Annotated in this window: 11 protein-coding genes; 3 read left to right on the top strand and 8 right to left on the bottom strand. The window is 63.9% G+C overall.

Features of this window, described 5'->3' with window-relative positions:
- Position 1: 1 nt before the first annotated feature.
- Positions 2–1,360 carry an MATE family efflux transporter gene (locus tag IPP90_19750; GenBank protein MBL0172895.1) on the bottom strand — a complete coding sequence of 453 codons (1,359 nt, stop codon included), beginning with the start codon at positions 1,358–1,360 and terminating at the stop codon, positions 2–4.
- 225 nt (positions 1,361–1,585) lie between these two features.
- Between IPP90_19750 and IPP90_19745 the strand changes: the two genes are divergently transcribed.
- Positions 1,586–2,593 carry a hypothetical protein gene (locus IPP90_19745; protein MBL0172894.1) on the top strand — a complete coding sequence of 336 codons (1,008 nt, stop codon included), beginning with the start codon at positions 1,586–1,588 and terminating at the stop codon, positions 2,591–2,593.
- Between the two features lie 104 nt (positions 2,594–2,697).
- Here IPP90_19745 and IPP90_19740 read toward each other — a convergent pair whose 3' ends face one another.
- Entirely contained in the window at positions 2,698–4,908 is a 2,211-nt protein-coding gene (locus tag IPP90_19740; protein MBL0172893.1) for a PQQ-binding-like beta-propeller repeat protein, read from the bottom strand.
- A gap of 37 nt (positions 4,909–4,945) precedes the next feature.
- Entirely contained in the window at positions 4,946–6,781 is a 1,836-nt protein-coding gene (locus tag IPP90_19735) for a HupE/UreJ family protein (protein MBL0172892.1), read from the bottom strand.
- A 156-nt stretch (positions 6,782–6,937) separates the two neighbouring features.
- On the opposite strand from IPP90_19735, the gene IPP90_19730 reads away from it, so the two are divergent.
- Positions 6,938–8,119 carry a hypothetical protein gene (locus IPP90_19730; protein ID MBL0172891.1) on the top strand — a complete coding sequence of 394 codons (1,182 nt, stop codon included), beginning with the start codon at positions 6,938–6,940 and terminating at the stop codon, positions 8,117–8,119.
- A gap of 39 nt (positions 8,120–8,158) precedes the next feature.
- On the opposite strand, the gene IPP90_19725 is transcribed toward IPP90_19730, so the two are convergent.
- Entirely contained in the window at positions 8,159–8,602 is a 444-nt protein-coding gene (locus tag IPP90_19725; GenBank protein ID MBL0172890.1) for a RidA family protein, read from the bottom strand.
- Between the two features lie 39 nt (positions 8,603–8,641).
- On the opposite strand from IPP90_19725, the gene IPP90_19720 reads away from it, so the two are divergent.
- Positions 8,642–8,887, top strand: coding sequence for a zinc ribbon domain-containing protein (locus IPP90_19720; protein MBL0172889.1), 246 nt, complete (start codon positions 8,642–8,644; stop codon positions 8,885–8,887).
- Between the two features lie 101 nt (positions 8,888–8,988).
- Here the strand turns inward: IPP90_19720 and IPP90_19715 are convergent, their stop codons facing one another.
- From IPP90_19715 to IPP90_19700, 4 genes are read right to left on the bottom strand one after another with little or no spacing between them, the layout of a single operon-like run.
- Positions 8,989–10,935 (bottom strand): ankyrin repeat domain-containing protein, encoded by a 1,947-nt coding sequence (locus IPP90_19715; protein ID MBL0172888.1) that lies wholly within the window; start codon positions 10,933–10,935, stop codon positions 8,989–8,991.
- Positions 10,928–12,316: a DUF1552 domain-containing protein gene (locus IPP90_19710; GenBank protein MBL0172887.1), complete on the bottom strand. Its 1,389-nt coding sequence runs from the start codon at positions 12,314–12,316 to the stop codon at positions 10,928–10,930. The genes IPP90_19715 and IPP90_19710 overlap by 8 nt, the downstream gene beginning before the upstream one ends.
- A 34-nt stretch (positions 12,317–12,350) precedes the next feature.
- Positions 12,351–14,471, bottom strand: coding sequence for a DUF1592 domain-containing protein (locus tag IPP90_19705; GenBank protein MBL0172886.1), 2,121 nt, complete (start codon positions 14,469–14,471; stop codon positions 12,351–12,353).
- A 16-nt stretch (positions 14,472–14,487) separates the two neighbouring features.
- On the bottom strand, positions 14,488–14,883 hold the full coding sequence (locus IPP90_19700; protein MBL0172885.1) for a hypothetical protein: 396 nt from the start codon (positions 14,881–14,883) through the stop codon (positions 14,488–14,490).
- Positions 14,884–14,916: the final 33 nt, after the last annotated feature.

Here is a 14,916-nt window from a genome sequence, read left to right as displayed (position 1 = left end):
GTCAGGCCGTGCTGAGCACCGGGCGCGGCGCCCCTCGCTTTCGCAACTCGCGCAACAGCATCAAAATGCTGAGTACGGCCTGCACGGAGACCGTGGCGACCGACAACAGCCACACCTGTCGAAGTCCGAACCCGGCGCGCGTGGACATCCACAGCGCCGGCAAGGCAAACGTCAGCATGCGGGAAAAGCTGCTGATCAGTGATGGGATGGTATTCCCCAACGCCTGAAACATCCCCGAGGCCGTGAAAATCAGTCCGGTGGCAACGAAGTTCCAGGAAATCACGCGCAGAAACTCCGCGCCCACGGCCACCACGGCGGCCTCCTTCGTGAAGATGCCGATTGGCCACTCGGGTCGGATCTGACAGAGCAGCGTGAGCACGGCCATGGGCACGCAGCCGATGATGGCAGCCCAGCGAAACGTGTCGCGCACCCGATCCATGCGTCCGGCACCAACGTTCTGACCAGCCAGCGGCGCGGCGGAGAACGCCACGGCCATCACCGGCATGAAGATCGCCTGCATTACGCGCGACCCGATGCCATAGCCCGCCTGCGCCGGCGCCCCGAAGTCGCGAATCACGTAGTACACCACCGCCGTGTACATGAACATCAAGGCAAACTCACCGCCTGGCGGAACGCCGATCTTCAGGACACGTCGCATCACGTCGCCGCGAAACCGCAGCAGATGCGACTTGAACCCGACATAGTGCTCGAGACGCAGGAAGTACGTGGTCATCATCACGACGCCCGTCCCGATGGCCAGTGAGCTGGCCAGTCCGGCCCCCGCAGGGCCCAATGGTCGGCCCGTCCCCCACCCGGCGATCAGGACGGGCGCGAGCACGATGTTCATCACGACCGTGACGATCTGCACCAGCATCGTCGGTTTGACAATGCCGGTGCCGCGAAGGGCCGACCCCATGGAGATCAGTGCGAATTGCAGCGCCAGTCCGGGCACGAAGGCCCTCAGGTACTGCGTGCCCGCCTCCACGGTGGCCGCGTCGGCGCCGACCGCCAGCATGTATCGTCGGCAGAACAGCAGACCGCCGATCAGCACGGAGACGCCGCACACAGCCGCCATCAGCGTGCTCTGATTGAACACCAGATTCGCGTCGTCCTGATCGCGGCGGCCGACCGCATGCGCGATCAACGCCATGGTGCCGACACCAAGCACTTGTGTGAGCGCCATGACAATAAACTGAACGTTGCCGGCGGCGCTCACCCCGGCTACGGCTGCGTCACCGAGCCGGGCCACGAAATACAGATCCACCAGATAGTACAGCGTCTGGAAAATCATGCCGGCCGCCATGGGGATGGCCAGGCGGACGATGTGATTCGGAATCGAACCGGAGGTGAGGTCCTTCAATACGCAGGCCTGGATTTGAGGTTCCGAACGATCAGGGCGGGCGCCACTTCGCACAAGTCGCTTTTCGTGGGCAGCCGAACGGGTGTTGCCTGCGGGTGGCCGACGCGGCCCTGTATGGATAGCCTCTCCCTGCTCCTCCCGTCATCCTGTCGCCCTTCCCCGATGACCATGCGTGGCACCACACACATATCCGTTCGGAATTCCCTGCTGTTCACCCTGCTGGCGATTGCTCCGCCGCTTGCCGGGCAGACGCCAACACCGCTCAACGACGCCCCCAATCCGTATCGTACAATCGTCGGCTGGGCCAAACTGCCCGAGGGACGGGCGTGGGGTTCCACCAGCGCGGTGGACATTGACAAGGACGGTAAGAGTATCTGGGTGGCCGAACGATGTGGCGCCAACAGTTGTGCCACGTCGTCGCTGCCGTCCGTGTACAAGTTCGATGCGTCCGGCGCGATGGTGAAGGCGTTTGGAGAAGGCCTGCTGATGTCGCCACATGGCATTCACGTGGATCGCGACGGCAACGTGTGGGTGACAGACTGCACATGCACCGGTGGCGCACCGGCGGCCGGTGCGGCACCGGCCCCACCGCGCGGTCATCAGATTTTCAAGTTCAGTCCCAATGGCAAGCTGCTGATGACGCTGGGCGCAGCCGGTGGCGGTCGCGACAGCGCGTACTTCTGGATGCCGAATGACATCGTGACGGCGCCCAACGGCGATATTTTCGTGGCGGAAGGTCATGCCTCGCGCGCCGGATCGAACGCGCGCCTGTTCAAATTCGACAAGGCGGGCAAACTGCTGAAGACGTGGGGGACGTTTGGCAAAGGGCCCACCGATCTCGATCAGCCGCATGCCCTCGCCTTCGATTCGCGCGGCCGGTTGTTCGTGGGTGATCGCGGCAACGATCGCATCATGATCATGGACCAGAACTTCACGCTGCTGGACACGTGGTATCAGTTCAGTCGCCCCAGCGGCCTCTACATCGACAAGAACGACATGCTGTATGTCGCCGACTCGGAATCAGGCTCGGTGGCGCCGCCGCACAGTGCGTGGAAGCGCGGGATTCGCATTGGCAGTGCGCGCGACGGCAAGGTGACGGCGTTCATTCCCGACCCGGACGAGAAGGCGCCGAGCACGAGTTCCGCGGAAGGGGTGGCGGTGGATGCCGCGGGCCACATTTACGGGGCCGAGGTGGGGCAGAAGGCGCTCAAGCGGTACGAGCGAAAGAACTAGTTCAAGCCATTCCTGATCGGTGCAGGATATTGAACCGCGAAGTGCGCGAAGGTCGCTAAGTCAAATCCTTAGCGACCTTCGCGTACTTCGCGGTTCACGGCGTCTTACTTTCTCGGCAACACCAACGCCGTCAGTCCGGTGCTCTCCTCCGCACCCGTTGCAAACACGATGTACTGCCGTCCCATATGCATGAACGTCATCGGCACGGCCGTGGTGCGCGAGTCAATCTTGAGCGCACCCACCTGTTTGCCCGTGGCCTTGTCCACCGCATACAGCGTGGCCGGCGAACCCGGCGGTCCGCCGCCCCGACCGGTGCCGTAGATCATCAGCGTCTTGGTGGTGATCGCCTGCGCCTGACCACGCGCGCCTTGATCAGGCAGCGTGACGCCGGCAAACAGCGGATCACGACTGGTGATCTTCTGCATGCCGCCATTCGGGATCCACCAACCCTTGTCGCCGGTGTTCATGTTGTACGCGGTGATGCCGCCGTAGGGCTTGGGTTTGACGATGGACACGCCACCCAGCATTGAGCCCGCCGAGCGCGCGCCGAAGTCCCCGCCACGATCGCCACTGGCTGGCTTGACGTAGCCCGGCGGGGCTGGCAAGGCACCCGGCAATCCGCAACTGTCGCGCACCGAGCTGTAGTCGAATTCGGAGCACGGATCTTTCTGCACCTGCGCCGTGCTCATCCCGGTGATCGACGCCACGAACAGCGTGCCGGTTTCGGGATCGACGGCGGCCCCACCGTCGATGTTCACGCCACCACTCGCACCGGGGGAATACCAGGTGCACCGCACACCGCTCTTGCCCTTTCCATCGGCCGCCGCCGGCGGAATGAAGTACGGACCCATACGGCATCGCTTCGCCATCTTGAGCGCCGAATCCTTGATGGCCGGCGTGTAATCAATGAGGTCGGCTTCCACGAGCCCCTGCTGTGAGTACGGTGCGGGCTTGGACGGAATCGGCTGCGTCGGCGATGAGATCTCGCCGGGGACGTCGCTCTGCAGCACGGCCGTTTCCGGCATCGGCCAGATCGGTTCACCGGTCACGCGATCAAACGTATACACCCAGCCTTGCTTGGTGGTCTGTGCGATCGCCTTGCGACGTTTCCCGTCGACCGTGATATCCAGCAGGTTCGGCGCCATCGGTGCGTCGTAATCCCAGATGTCGTGATGGACCATCTGGAAGTGCCATTTGCGCACACCGGTCTTCGCATCAAGCGCTACGATGCTGTTGCCGAACAGGTTGTTGCCGGGTCGATGGCCGCCGTATTCATCCATGAGCGGCATGCCCACCGGGATGTACACCAGTCCCAGTTCCGGATCAGCCGAGTAGGTTGCCCACGCGTCATTCTTGCCGACGCCCTTGGTGCCAATCTTCGATCCATTCTTCCAGGTGTCCGCGCCGAATTCACCCGGCTGCGGCACGAGGTTGAACTTCCAGACCTGACGCCCCGTGCGGATATCGAATCCGCGAATGAACCCGGGAATGTTGTGCGCGCGAATCGGGTAGTAGCCGTGAATCGACGAGTTGCCGACGACCAGCATGTTGCCAACTACAATCGGCGGCGAACTGGCGGCAATCTGGCCTGCCTTGGGGTCGATCCCGATCGTGCCATCGGCGCCAATCTTCCTGACGGGATCCCAGGTCTCGCCCGGCTTGGCCTGACGCATCGGCGCGGCATCGCTGATGATCAGCGGACCGGAATCGTCCACAGCCAGCGGAACCATCGGGTACCCGAGACCTTCCATCAGGTCGACGACACCGTTCTTCCCGAACAGCGGATCGGGACGTCCGGTCTTGGCATCGAGTGAGACCAGATGGTAGCCCGGCGTCACGACCAGCACGCGTTCAATGCGTCCGTCGGTCCAGTACGACAGACCACGGCCGGAATACTGTCGCGGCGCTTTCTGCCACCGGATACCCTCTTCCATCCGATACATCCACAACGTCTCGCCCGTGCTGGGATCAAGCGCCATCGCGCTGCGTCGGGTCGTGGCCACGGTGAAGAGTCGACCGTTCGCATACAGGGGCGTGGCGCGGTAGTACTCATCCTTGCCGAACGCCCCCGCGTTCCATGTCCACGCCACTTTCAGTGAATCGAAGTTGCTGGCGTTGATTTGTTCGAGCGGCGAGTAGCGCGAACTCCACGCATCCGCCCCCCAGTATCGCCACTCGCCAACCGCGTTGCCACGCACCAGCGGCTTGCCGGCCTGGGCCACCGAACGCACCGCATTGACCCCCAGCGCACCGACTACCACCGCGCTGGCGGCCAACACCATCCCGAACACCCGCCTGGTTGATCGCTTCGTCATGGATTCTCCGTTCATGCTGCGATGTAGTCCCGCGCCATCACCGGATGCGCGCGCCGTGCCTGCTTCCACCACTCGACCGTTGGTTCACACCGTTCGGCACGGTGTCAATACGAATGCTTTTCAAGTCCTCCGGAACCGCCTTCAGCTCACTCGATCCGGCGGGCATGCCGTTGAGCTTGAGCACGTAGGCCGTCACCGACAGGTACTCTCCTTCCGACAGCGCGCCGGGCGCCTCGTCCGGCATCAGCCGACTGACATAATCGTAGAACTCCCACAACATCTTGCCCACCCACCGTTTGGCAAACTCCTCGCCGCTGTGCGACGCGGAGGTATGGCAGCCAACGCACGCGCCATTGAACACTTCCTTGCCCTTGGTGGCCTGTTCGACGGTGTAGACACCAGTCATCGTGGTGCGCACCGAGTCCTGCGCCGCGCCCACCGACGGCAGCATGGTGACCGCCAGCATCGTTCCCGCGCACAGGGCCAGCAACAGGGCCGACCCCCGCGGACGCACCGCAGTCCAGCGCGACATGAATCCGGACAGCGCCCACGCAGTGCCACCGACGACGAGTAATCCCATGGCCAATCGAATGAGGGTGATGGCCAGCGCCACGTCCATGGCGGGCCAGCTGAGGTGATACGTGCGAAGCGTCTCGAACCGTGACGTCATCCAATGCCAGGCCGTGTGCGCCACCAGCACGGAAATAACGATACGCCAGGGGCCTTCCGCCACTCGGCGTGTGAACAGCCACGACAAGAGCGGTACGGCGACCATCAGCACCGCCAGTTGCCCCAACTCAATGCCCACGTTGAACGCCGCCAACGCCGTCACCAAATGCGCGCCGGCAAACTGCAGCGATTCCCGCAGCGCATACGAGAAGCCGAATCCGTGCACCAGTCCGAAGCCGAACGCCACCAGCCACCGCCGTTCCAGTTTCGCGCCAACGATGTTCTCGATGGCCATGTAAACGATCGACGCGGCGATCAGCAGTTCCACGAGCGGCGGGAACCACAAGGCGTCGGGCGCGTACCCCAACGCCGATGCCGCCAGGGTCATGGAATGGGCCACCGTGAAAGCGGTCACAATGCCCACCAGCGGACGGATGCGACGCACGGGCAGGATCAGGCAGAGCAGAAACAGCAGGTGGTCGATGCCATCGAGTAGATGAGTGGCACCCATCACCACGAACCGCGTGGCGGCATGCCACCAGCTGGGATCGAGTGGGAGCAAGCCGGCATCACCCTCGTACACATAGGCGCGCTCGGTCCCATCCGCGAACACGGCGCGCAACGCCGTCGACGTGCGCACGCCGAGATGGGCAAAGCGTGCACGGATGGCCAGCCGCGCATCGGGCTCGGTGGCCGGGTATTCGAGCAGCACGTCAAGCATGGCCTGCGGCACGGGAATGTCGATCGCGCCATCGAGTGGCACTCCGCGCACCAACGCGAGCGCGTCGGCGTAGCGCTCGAACGCGTGGTCGGATGGCAATGACGCGCGGACGGCGGCGAGACGTCCCGTGGGAAGGGTGACATCGTTGGCGACGAGATCGATCGCATCGGCCACCCAAATACGCGCTGCGTCTCGCAAGGTGCTGTCGGCGCGCGCCACGTCGAGGTATCCCGCACCGCGTATCGGAAACTCCACATCGCGCATCGCGTCCAACGGCACCCGCACCAGCACCCGCACCACCGTTCCGCTGTTGACGACGAATGCCTGCACGGCCACGCGCCGAGGGATCTCGTGGGCCCACGGGGTTGACGGCGCGACCACCAACAGGCCGCCCGCGACCAGCGCGCCGCGGCGCCAGCGTGGCACGCGACCCCAGACACTGCGGACGTGGTGGAGCGCGCGATCGATCATGGAAATGCGCAATTCGCTGGACAGGCGGAGTGAGGCGGGATACTTCTATGGCGTCCTGCAGGCGACCCAACGCGACCACGCGTTTGAATTCGCCACGAACTTACCACCGCGACGCGCAGAACACAGGGGTCCCCCACCCCGATGAGGCTGCGCGCTGGAGAGGCACTGATGAGGCAGTCGAACAAGGCGTTCGTCGGGCTGGGACTTGGAGTGGCGATAGTGGCCCTCGCCGTCGCGCAGGCGAAGCTGGGCGCGGCCGATCGGCAATTGGTGCAGGCGCCGCGTTTTGAGGTGGACCCGGTCTGGCCGAAGCCGCTGCCCAACCACTGGATCCTCGGCTCGGTGATCGGCGTCGGCATCGACAGCCGCGACCACGTGTTCATCATCCATCGTGGCGATTCCACGCTGAACCAGCGCACCGAAGCCGGCATGAACGCCACGCCGCCCATTGCGGAATGCTGCCAGTCGGCGCCCCCGATCGTCGAGTTCGATCCCGAAGGCAATCTGGTCAAGGCGTGGGGTGGTCCGGGAAAGGAGTACGAGTGGCCGTCATCGAATCATGGGATCAGTATCGACGATAAGGACAACGTGTGGATCGGGGGCAATGGTCGCGTCGATTCCCACATGCTCAAGTTTACGCACGACGGCAAGTTCCTGATGCAGATCGGGAAGCCGGGGCAGAATCCGAGCAGCAACGACAGCACCCACTTTGGCCGGGTTGCCAAGATCTCCTTTGATGTGAAGGCACAGGAGGCATTCGTCGCCGACGGATATGGCAACAAGCGCGTGGCCGTGCTCGACATGAAGACCGGCGCCCTCAAGCGGTATTGGGGTGCCTACGGCAACAAGCCGGACGATGCCAATCTGGGCCCGTACGACCCCAGCGCGCCGTTGGCCAAACAGTTCCGCAATCCCGTGCACTGCGCGGAGCCCAGCACCGATGGCCTGGTGTACGTCTGTGACCGCCCGAACGATCGCATCCAGGTGTTCAAGAAAGACGGGCAGTTCGTGAAGGAAGTGCGGATCGCGCCCGCCACGCGAGGCGACGGATCGGTGTGGGACATCGCTTTCTCCCGCGACGCGGCGCAGAAGTATCTGTACCTGGCCGACGGCAAGAACGAACGGGTGTACGTGATGGACCGCCAGTCGCTGGAGATCCTCACCAGCTTCGGCGATGGAGGTCGTCAACCCGGACAGTTCTTTGCGGTCCACAGCATTGCCACCGACTCGAAAGGCAACGTCTACACGACCGAGACGTACGAGGGGAAGCGTCTGCAGAAGTTCGCCTACAAGGGGATTGGATCGGTCACCCGCGCCAATCAGGGCGTGGTCTGGCCCAGAAAGCCCTGACCGGCTGCGGGTAGTTCCGTCGCGATCCCTACATGGCGTTTACGGGATCGCGGCGGAGCACTCGATCTCGACCTTGGCCCCGGCCGACACAAGCGCCGCGACCACCACGGTCGAGCGAGCCGGCGGTGATGTCGGGAAGAATTCCCGGTAGGCCGCATTCATCCCGGCAAAATCCTTCAGGTCGATCAGGAAGACCGTGCACTTGACCGCATTGGCCATGGTCGTGCCGGCCGCCTCGAACACTTTCTGCGTGTTCTCGAGCGCCACCTTGGTCTGTCCCTGAATCGTGGAATCCGGCGCGTCGCGCCGGAGTCCCAACTGGCCGGACGCAAATACCATGTTCCCTACGCGAATACCCGGGGTCAGCGTCGGCGACGCACTCTGGCCAGCCGGTATGACCGGCTGCCGCGCCCCTTGTGCCAACGCCGGTGCGGCAGCGAGAGTAAGCAGAACGGGTACGACGTGGATCGAAAGGCGGAACATCAGATCCTCGGTGAATTCAGGTGAACGGGAGAAACCATCATGCCGATCTTCGATTTCGTCTGCAGCGATTGCCAGCATCCGTTTGAAGCATTGGTGCGTGGCAGTGCGGCGCCAGCGTGTCCGGCGTGTGGCAGTGTGGCGCTGGAAAAGCAGATGTCGCTTCCCAGCGTCAAGACGGAGTCAACGCGCGGAAAATCCATGCAGGCCGCCAAGCGCCGAGACCAGGCGCAAGGCGTCGATCGGATGCATGAACAGCGGAAGTATGAGCTCAGTCATGATGACTGAGAACTAAGTACCAAGTACTAAATACCAAGTACCCAGTACCAAGTACTAAGTACCAAGTACTCAGTACTCAGTACTCGGTACTCGGTACTCGGTACTCGGTATCAACACGACTTGCACTTGTTACTGTTCTTGGCCCCCATCTTCACCAGCAGGTCGACCGTCTCGAGAAATGGCGGCACACGTTGCACGGGGCCGTTCGCCATGTCCACCGTGGTTTGTCCGCGACGACTGATCGCCATGATATCCCCGCCCTTGCTGGCGAGATACGTGATCAGCTCGTTGTCGCCGCGAGCCGCGGCATGATGAATCGGGTTGTAGCCGTTATGGTCACGGAGATTCACATCCGCATGCAACTCCTCAATCAGGTATTTCATCGACGGCAGCCAGCCATCGGGGGCGTGGCGATGTGAGTTGGCGGCGAATCCTTCGCCATAGCCCACACCCGATGCGGCATGAATCGGATACACGCCAGGGCCACCGGCAGGAATCGGGGGCATTCCGGAGGGATCCTTCCCCGCGGCGCCGTCTTCGTCTGCTGGAGCGTCATCGCCCGGCAGTCGTCCGACCGGCTTGAGCGTGGGAATGTTCGGATCGGCACCGTACTTCACCAGCAGCTTCATGGCGTCGACGTCGGTGCCGTATGCGGCACGCCAGAACGGCGTGGCCCCGGTGGTATTCACACCGAGCAGGTCGAAGTTGAAGGACATGTACCAGAGATGCTTGGTGAGGCGCGCATTCACATCGGCGCCGGCCTTGATCAGCGCTTCCATCAATTGCAGGTGGGTCGTTTGTTGCTGCAACTGCGCCGTGGGCTGCGGATATAACGACTTGGCGGCCCACTGAATGTTGATCGTGGCATACAGCGGCGTTGCGTTGGCCTCACTGGCCAGCTTGGGATCCGCCCCTTTCTCCAACAGCATCCTCGCCATGTCAAAGCGACCATTGATCGTCGCCATCAACAGCGGGCTGGTGTGATCGCCATCGCTCACGTGATTGATCTTGGCACCCGACTTGAGCAACGCCTCAACTGCTTCCAGACTCCCGTCACGGACCGCAAACAGCAGTGGCGTCAGTCCACCCTTGTTGCCGATCAATTCGCCGTAGGACGGCCCACGGGCGTTGAATCCGGTATTCGGGCGCGCCGAATCCCCGGTGGCCGCGGGAGCGGCACCGCTTCTCCCACCCGCCGGAACGGCGGGCGCCGATGATGCTGCGACCACCGGCTTGGCTGGCGCGGCGACTCGCCGAAGAGTGTCCGCCGACATCGTTGCCGCTGACGACGCCCCGGCGGCGCCGGCGGCGTCCGGCGCGCCACGACCGCCCAATGGCACGACGCTGGCCGCCAACGGCGCCTGATCGGCCGCCTTCATCGCCGCCACCCGACGAGCGCGTGTCGTCAGCATCGTCCGATCAGCACGTTCTCGCGCCGGGATATCCTCGATCTTGGACACGGCCTCGATGTCGGCGCCTCGTGTGATCAGGATCTCCATGGCCCGCACCCGATTCGCTGACGCCGCCCACATCAATGGCGTCTGCGCCCACGCGCCTTCACGGACATCCACCACAGCGCCCTTGTCGAGCAGCGCCATCACCGATTCCACATCACCATTCGATGCGGCAAAGTGCAACGCGGCCGCGCCACCGGTGCTGGTAACCGCCTTCACATCCGCGCCACCGGCCAGCAGCGCCTTCACCGCCGCCGCTCGTCCGGCGCGCGCGGCCAGATGCAGCGGCGTGTAATTGCCGTTGCGCGTCAACGCCTCCACCCGTGCACCGGCGAAGACCAGCATGCGCGCCAGGTCGGCGTCCCCACGCGTGGCCGCCCAATGCAACGCCGTCATGCCATCGGCCTGCGCCGCGTTCACATCAGCGCCCTGCCGCAGCAACAGGCGCACGGCCGCACTGTCGCCTCGCATCACCGCGTCGGCAATGGCCGACTCCGGGGGCGCCAATCTCGCTGCCGTAAACAACAGCATCGCTCCGGCCAGCCACGCGCCCGCCAGCACGCGTCGACGACGCGACATCCGTCCCTGCGCCGAATCAGACATTGGCGCTGAGCGTCAACGCGTCCGTGCTGTCGCCGAAACTCTTCGTATCCTCCATCCCCAGCGTATGCATCATGCTGAGCATGGCGTTGGCCATCGGCGTGCCATCGGGCGCCTTGATGTGCTGATTGCCGCCCAGACGCCCGCCAGCGTGCCCCAGCAGAATGAGCGGACACCGGCGATGGTTGTGCAGGTTGGAGTCGCCCATCGGCGATCCGTAGATGATCATCGTCTGGTCAAGCATGTTGCCGTCACCCTCCGGGATGCTCTTGAGCTTGTCCAGGAAGTACGGCAACATCGACACGTGATACTTGTTGATCAGGTGAAAATCTTTCACCCCCTTCTCCGTGCCGCCGTGATGCGACGCGGGGTGGAACGGCTTGTCGGTGCCGCTCTCTGGATAGGTACGACTGGACCCGTCGCGACCCATCTTGAAGGAGAACACGCGCGTCACATCGGCCGCGAACGCCAACGCCTGAATGTCGAACATCAGCTTCACATGTTCGGCAAACGAATCCGGCACACCGGCTGGCGCTTCCGGCAACGCGCGGACTTCCCCGCTGCTGTTGCGCGCCTCAACGCGCTGGATGCGACGCTCAACCTCGCGAATGTCTTCGAGGTACCGATCCAGTCGTTGTTTGTCGGCAGGCCCCAGCGTCGACTTCAGCGAGGACATCTCGCCCGAGACGAAGTCCAGAATGCTGCGACGCGTGCGTCGACGCTCGGCCCGCTCGGCAGATGATCCGCCCACGCCGAAGAGCTTCTCGAAGGCCACACGCGGGTCCCGGATTACCGGCAGCGGATCACTGGGCGACGACCAGCTGATGGAGTCGGTGTACACGCAGGCGTACCCATACGCGCAGCCGCCCGCCTGGTCGACGTTCTCGATGCACAACTGCATCGACGGAATCGGCGTGTCCTGCCCGAAGCGTTTGGCATAGAGCTGATCGAGCGACGTGCCGACCTTCACGTCGGACCCTTCGGTCTGCTTCGCATGCGCCTGCGTCAGGAACGTCGCGCTCGAGCGAAAGTGATCGCCGCCAATTTCATTCGGCGACGTGGGTTCGGCCTCGCGCACATCGGTGTTGCTGATGATCGTGAGATAGTCCCGGTATGGATCGAGCGTGTGCAGCGCCGTGGGACTCAGGTCGAACTGCCGACCCGCCGCCGCCGGCGACCACATGTTCATCTTGGCGCCGTACTCGTTGCAGCCGGCGGCCCCGTGCACCATCTCGATCGCCACCAGGCGAGGCGCCTTGTTGGCGGCCCGCCACGCGCCGCGGCCCGTGGGCAGCATGGCATCGAGATAGGGTAGCGCAAACGTGGCGCTCAACCCCTGGACAAACTGTCGGCGCGGCATCGCCTTTCCGCTCAGAAAATGCATGGGTGCTGTACTCCGTGACGGTATGAGCGGGTGACTACTGGCCGCGGCTGTTTGCCGCGCCAGTGGACGGTGATGTGGACTGCGCCACCGGCAGGCGGCGCATGCGGAAGGCATCGCTCTTGACGACGCCGATCACGAAATCCTGCAGGCGGTAGTTGTTGGCGCGCGCCGAACCTTCGATGCGTCGGATGGCCGCCTGATCGTAATACTCGATGCGACGACCCAGCGCGTATGCCATGAGATTGCTGGTAAAGGCGCGCACCAACGGCACCGGTCGCTTCAGCAGCGCCCGCTGCAACTCCAACGGGCTGGAGATCTTGGTGCCGTCGTAAAAGTCGCCGCGGGTATCCAGCGCCGTGCCGTTCTCCCGAATGCGCCACTGCCCGTTCACGTCGAAGTTGTCCAGCGCCAGGCCGATCGGATCGATGAACTGATGGCACGACCGGCACGACGCGTTGTCGCGATGCATCTCCATGCGCTCACGGGTGGTCAGCATACGGCCTTCCTTGCTGGCACCGGTCTTCTCCAGGTCGGGCACATTCGGCGGCGGCGGCGGCGGCGGCGATCCCATCAGCACCTCCATCACCCACTTGCCACGCAGCACAGGGGACGTGCGATTGGCGTGCGACGTGAGCGTCAACACCGACCCATGACCGAAGATGCCGGTGCGCGTGCTATCCGCGTACGGAACACGCCGGAACGCGTCACCGGTGACGCCGGCAATGCCGTAATGGTGGGCCAGCCGCTCATTCATGTACGAGTAATTCGCCGTGTACATCTCCAGCAACGAGCGATTGTCCTGCACCAGATGATGGAAGAACAGCTCGGTTTCACGCCGCATATCCAACGCCAACTGCTCATGGAAATCCGGATACTGCAGGGCATCCGGATGCACCTTGTCGATGTCCTGCAGCCGCAGCCATTGGGCGGCAAACCGTGTCGCCAGCGCCTCGGCCCGCGGATCGGCCAGCAGACGCCGGGTTTGCGCCACGAGCACCGTGGTATCTGCCAGCAGTCCGCGACGTCCAAGCGACAGCAGCGTGGAATCCGGCGGCGCTCCCCACAGGAAGAACGACAACCGCGCAGCGAGATCCAGTCCGCCCACCGCCAGCAGATCGCCAGGCTTGGCCGACGCCGGTACTTCCTCAACTCGGAAGATGAAATGTGGACTGGCCAGAATCGCTTCCACCGCCGATCGCACACCCATCTCGAATCCCTGCTTGGCGCCTTCATCATAAAACGCCATCAGCGACTTCACGTCACCGGCGCTCAGCGGACGCCGATACGCCGCGGCGCCCAGTCGCGCGACAATGCGCTCGGCGCACGGACGTGCCTCGGTCGTCGAGGTGGGACGGCAACTGAAAATGCGACGACGACTGGGCGTGTCCGACACTCCGGTGGGGTTATACGGGCCCGTCACCGCGAAGCTCTGCAGATGCGACAGGATGGTCACGCCAGCCTGTGACCCGATCTGCGTATCGGCAATACTGTGTCCGATGGGCGCGATGTTGTCGTTGACCGGCCCCTCGAAGGTGCGGGTGTAGGCCGCGGTGATGCGCTGCGGTCCGGCCCGAACCTGGATGGGCTTGGTGCGGATATCCATACCCAGCGGGTCAGCCTGCGACATCCCGCGATCGATGTCCAGCAGCGCGACGCGTTCGCCATTGACGGAGATCTCGATCTTTTCGTCGAATGGCGCCGTCGAGCCGTACAACTGCCCGGTGGGAATCGCATGCAACGTCACCGCGAAAACGTACTCTCCGTCGGCCGGAAAGTTGTGAATCGCGGATACGCCACCGCGCGTACCGCGCGGCGCCCCGTCCACCGTTTCCAACTGCGACGCCAGGCGCGCAATCTTGTAGGTGCCGGTCGACACGCTCGCCTTGGGATCGCCCACCGCGAGTCGCGCGATATCGCTGGCCGCGTCGAGATAGGCATCGAGCGTCGTGGCCGATGGCATCTGCACATCGGCAATGTTGTCGAAGTTCGCGCTCTTCGTGTCGAGCGGCAGCCACGACGCCGGATCAATGTCGATGGCCAGCACCTCGTGCACCGAACGCTGGTATTCCGCGAGGTTCAGTCGCTGAAAGGTGCGCATCCCCGGATTCGGCGAGCGTGCCGCCTTGGCATCCATCAACCGTTCGAGCGTCGTCATGAGCACGTCAAGCGTGTCACCACCCGGCCGGGCGTCCGGGGGGCGGCATCATACCCGTGCGCAACTTGCCAATCATCTTCTCGGCGATTTCCGGCGACAGATTGGCCACGGACGCGAGGTCAAAGTTGGCCAGAACCAGATTGCCCAGCTTACGCTGCTCGCTGTGGCACCCGGCGCATGTCTTCTTGACGACCCCGGTCAACGCTTCGGGAGCGATGACCGTCGGCGCCGGTCGCGGAACCGCATGCGAGGCGTACGTTCGTGGCGAGGCGGTCCGGCCGTGGCCGGGGCCCGCCAATCGCGTGAACGCCGCGGGCACAATCCGAGTCGCGTTCTGGGCGGCCGGACTGTCGACGATCACCAAAGCAAGCAGCAGCGCGATGCTCGCGCGGGCGGCGACGTGTGACAACATGCCCGGTCCTCAGGGTCTGGGCGGGAAACGACG

It is taken from the genome of Gemmatimonadaceae bacterium (assembly GCA_016720905.1).
Classification (GTDB): Bacteria; Gemmatimonadota; Gemmatimonadetes; order Gemmatimonadales; family Gemmatimonadaceae; genus Gemmatimonas.
This window is presented reverse-complemented; position numbering and strand designations above follow the sequence as displayed.

What these genes read in the sequence shown, in the direction of transcription:
- IPP90_19740 (MBL0172893.1), bottom strand. Translation starts at nt 4,908, where the DNA reads ATGACGAAGCGATCAACCAGGCGGGTGTTCGGGATGGTGTTGGCCGCC.
- IPP90_19730 (MBL0172891.1), top strand. Translation starts at nt 6,938, where the DNA reads ATGAGGCAGTCGAACAAGGCGTTCGTCGGGCTGGGACTTGGAGTGGCG.
- IPP90_19725 (MBL0172890.1), bottom strand. Translation starts at nt 8,602, where the DNA reads ATGTTCCGCCTTTCGATCCACGTCGTACCCGTTCTGCTTACTCTCGCT.
- IPP90_19720 (MBL0172889.1), top strand. Translation starts at nt 8,642, where the DNA reads ATGCCGATCTTCGATTTCGTCTGCAGCGATTGCCAGCATCCGTTTGAA.
- IPP90_19715 (MBL0172888.1), bottom strand. Translation starts at nt 10,935, where the DNA reads ATGTCTGATTCGGCGCAGGGACGGATGTCGCGTCGTCGACGCGTGCTG.
- IPP90_19710 (MBL0172887.1), bottom strand. Translation starts at nt 12,316, where the DNA reads ATGCATTTTCTGAGCGGAAAGGCGATGCCGCGCCGACAGTTTGTCCAG.
- IPP90_19705 (MBL0172886.1), bottom strand. Translation starts at nt 14,471, where the DNA reads ATGACGACGCTCGAACGGTTGATGGATGCCAAGGCGGCACGCTCGCCG.
- IPP90_19700 (MBL0172885.1), bottom strand. Translation starts at nt 14,883, where the DNA reads ATGTTGTCACACGTCGCCGCCCGCGCGAGCATCGCGCTGCTGCTTGCT.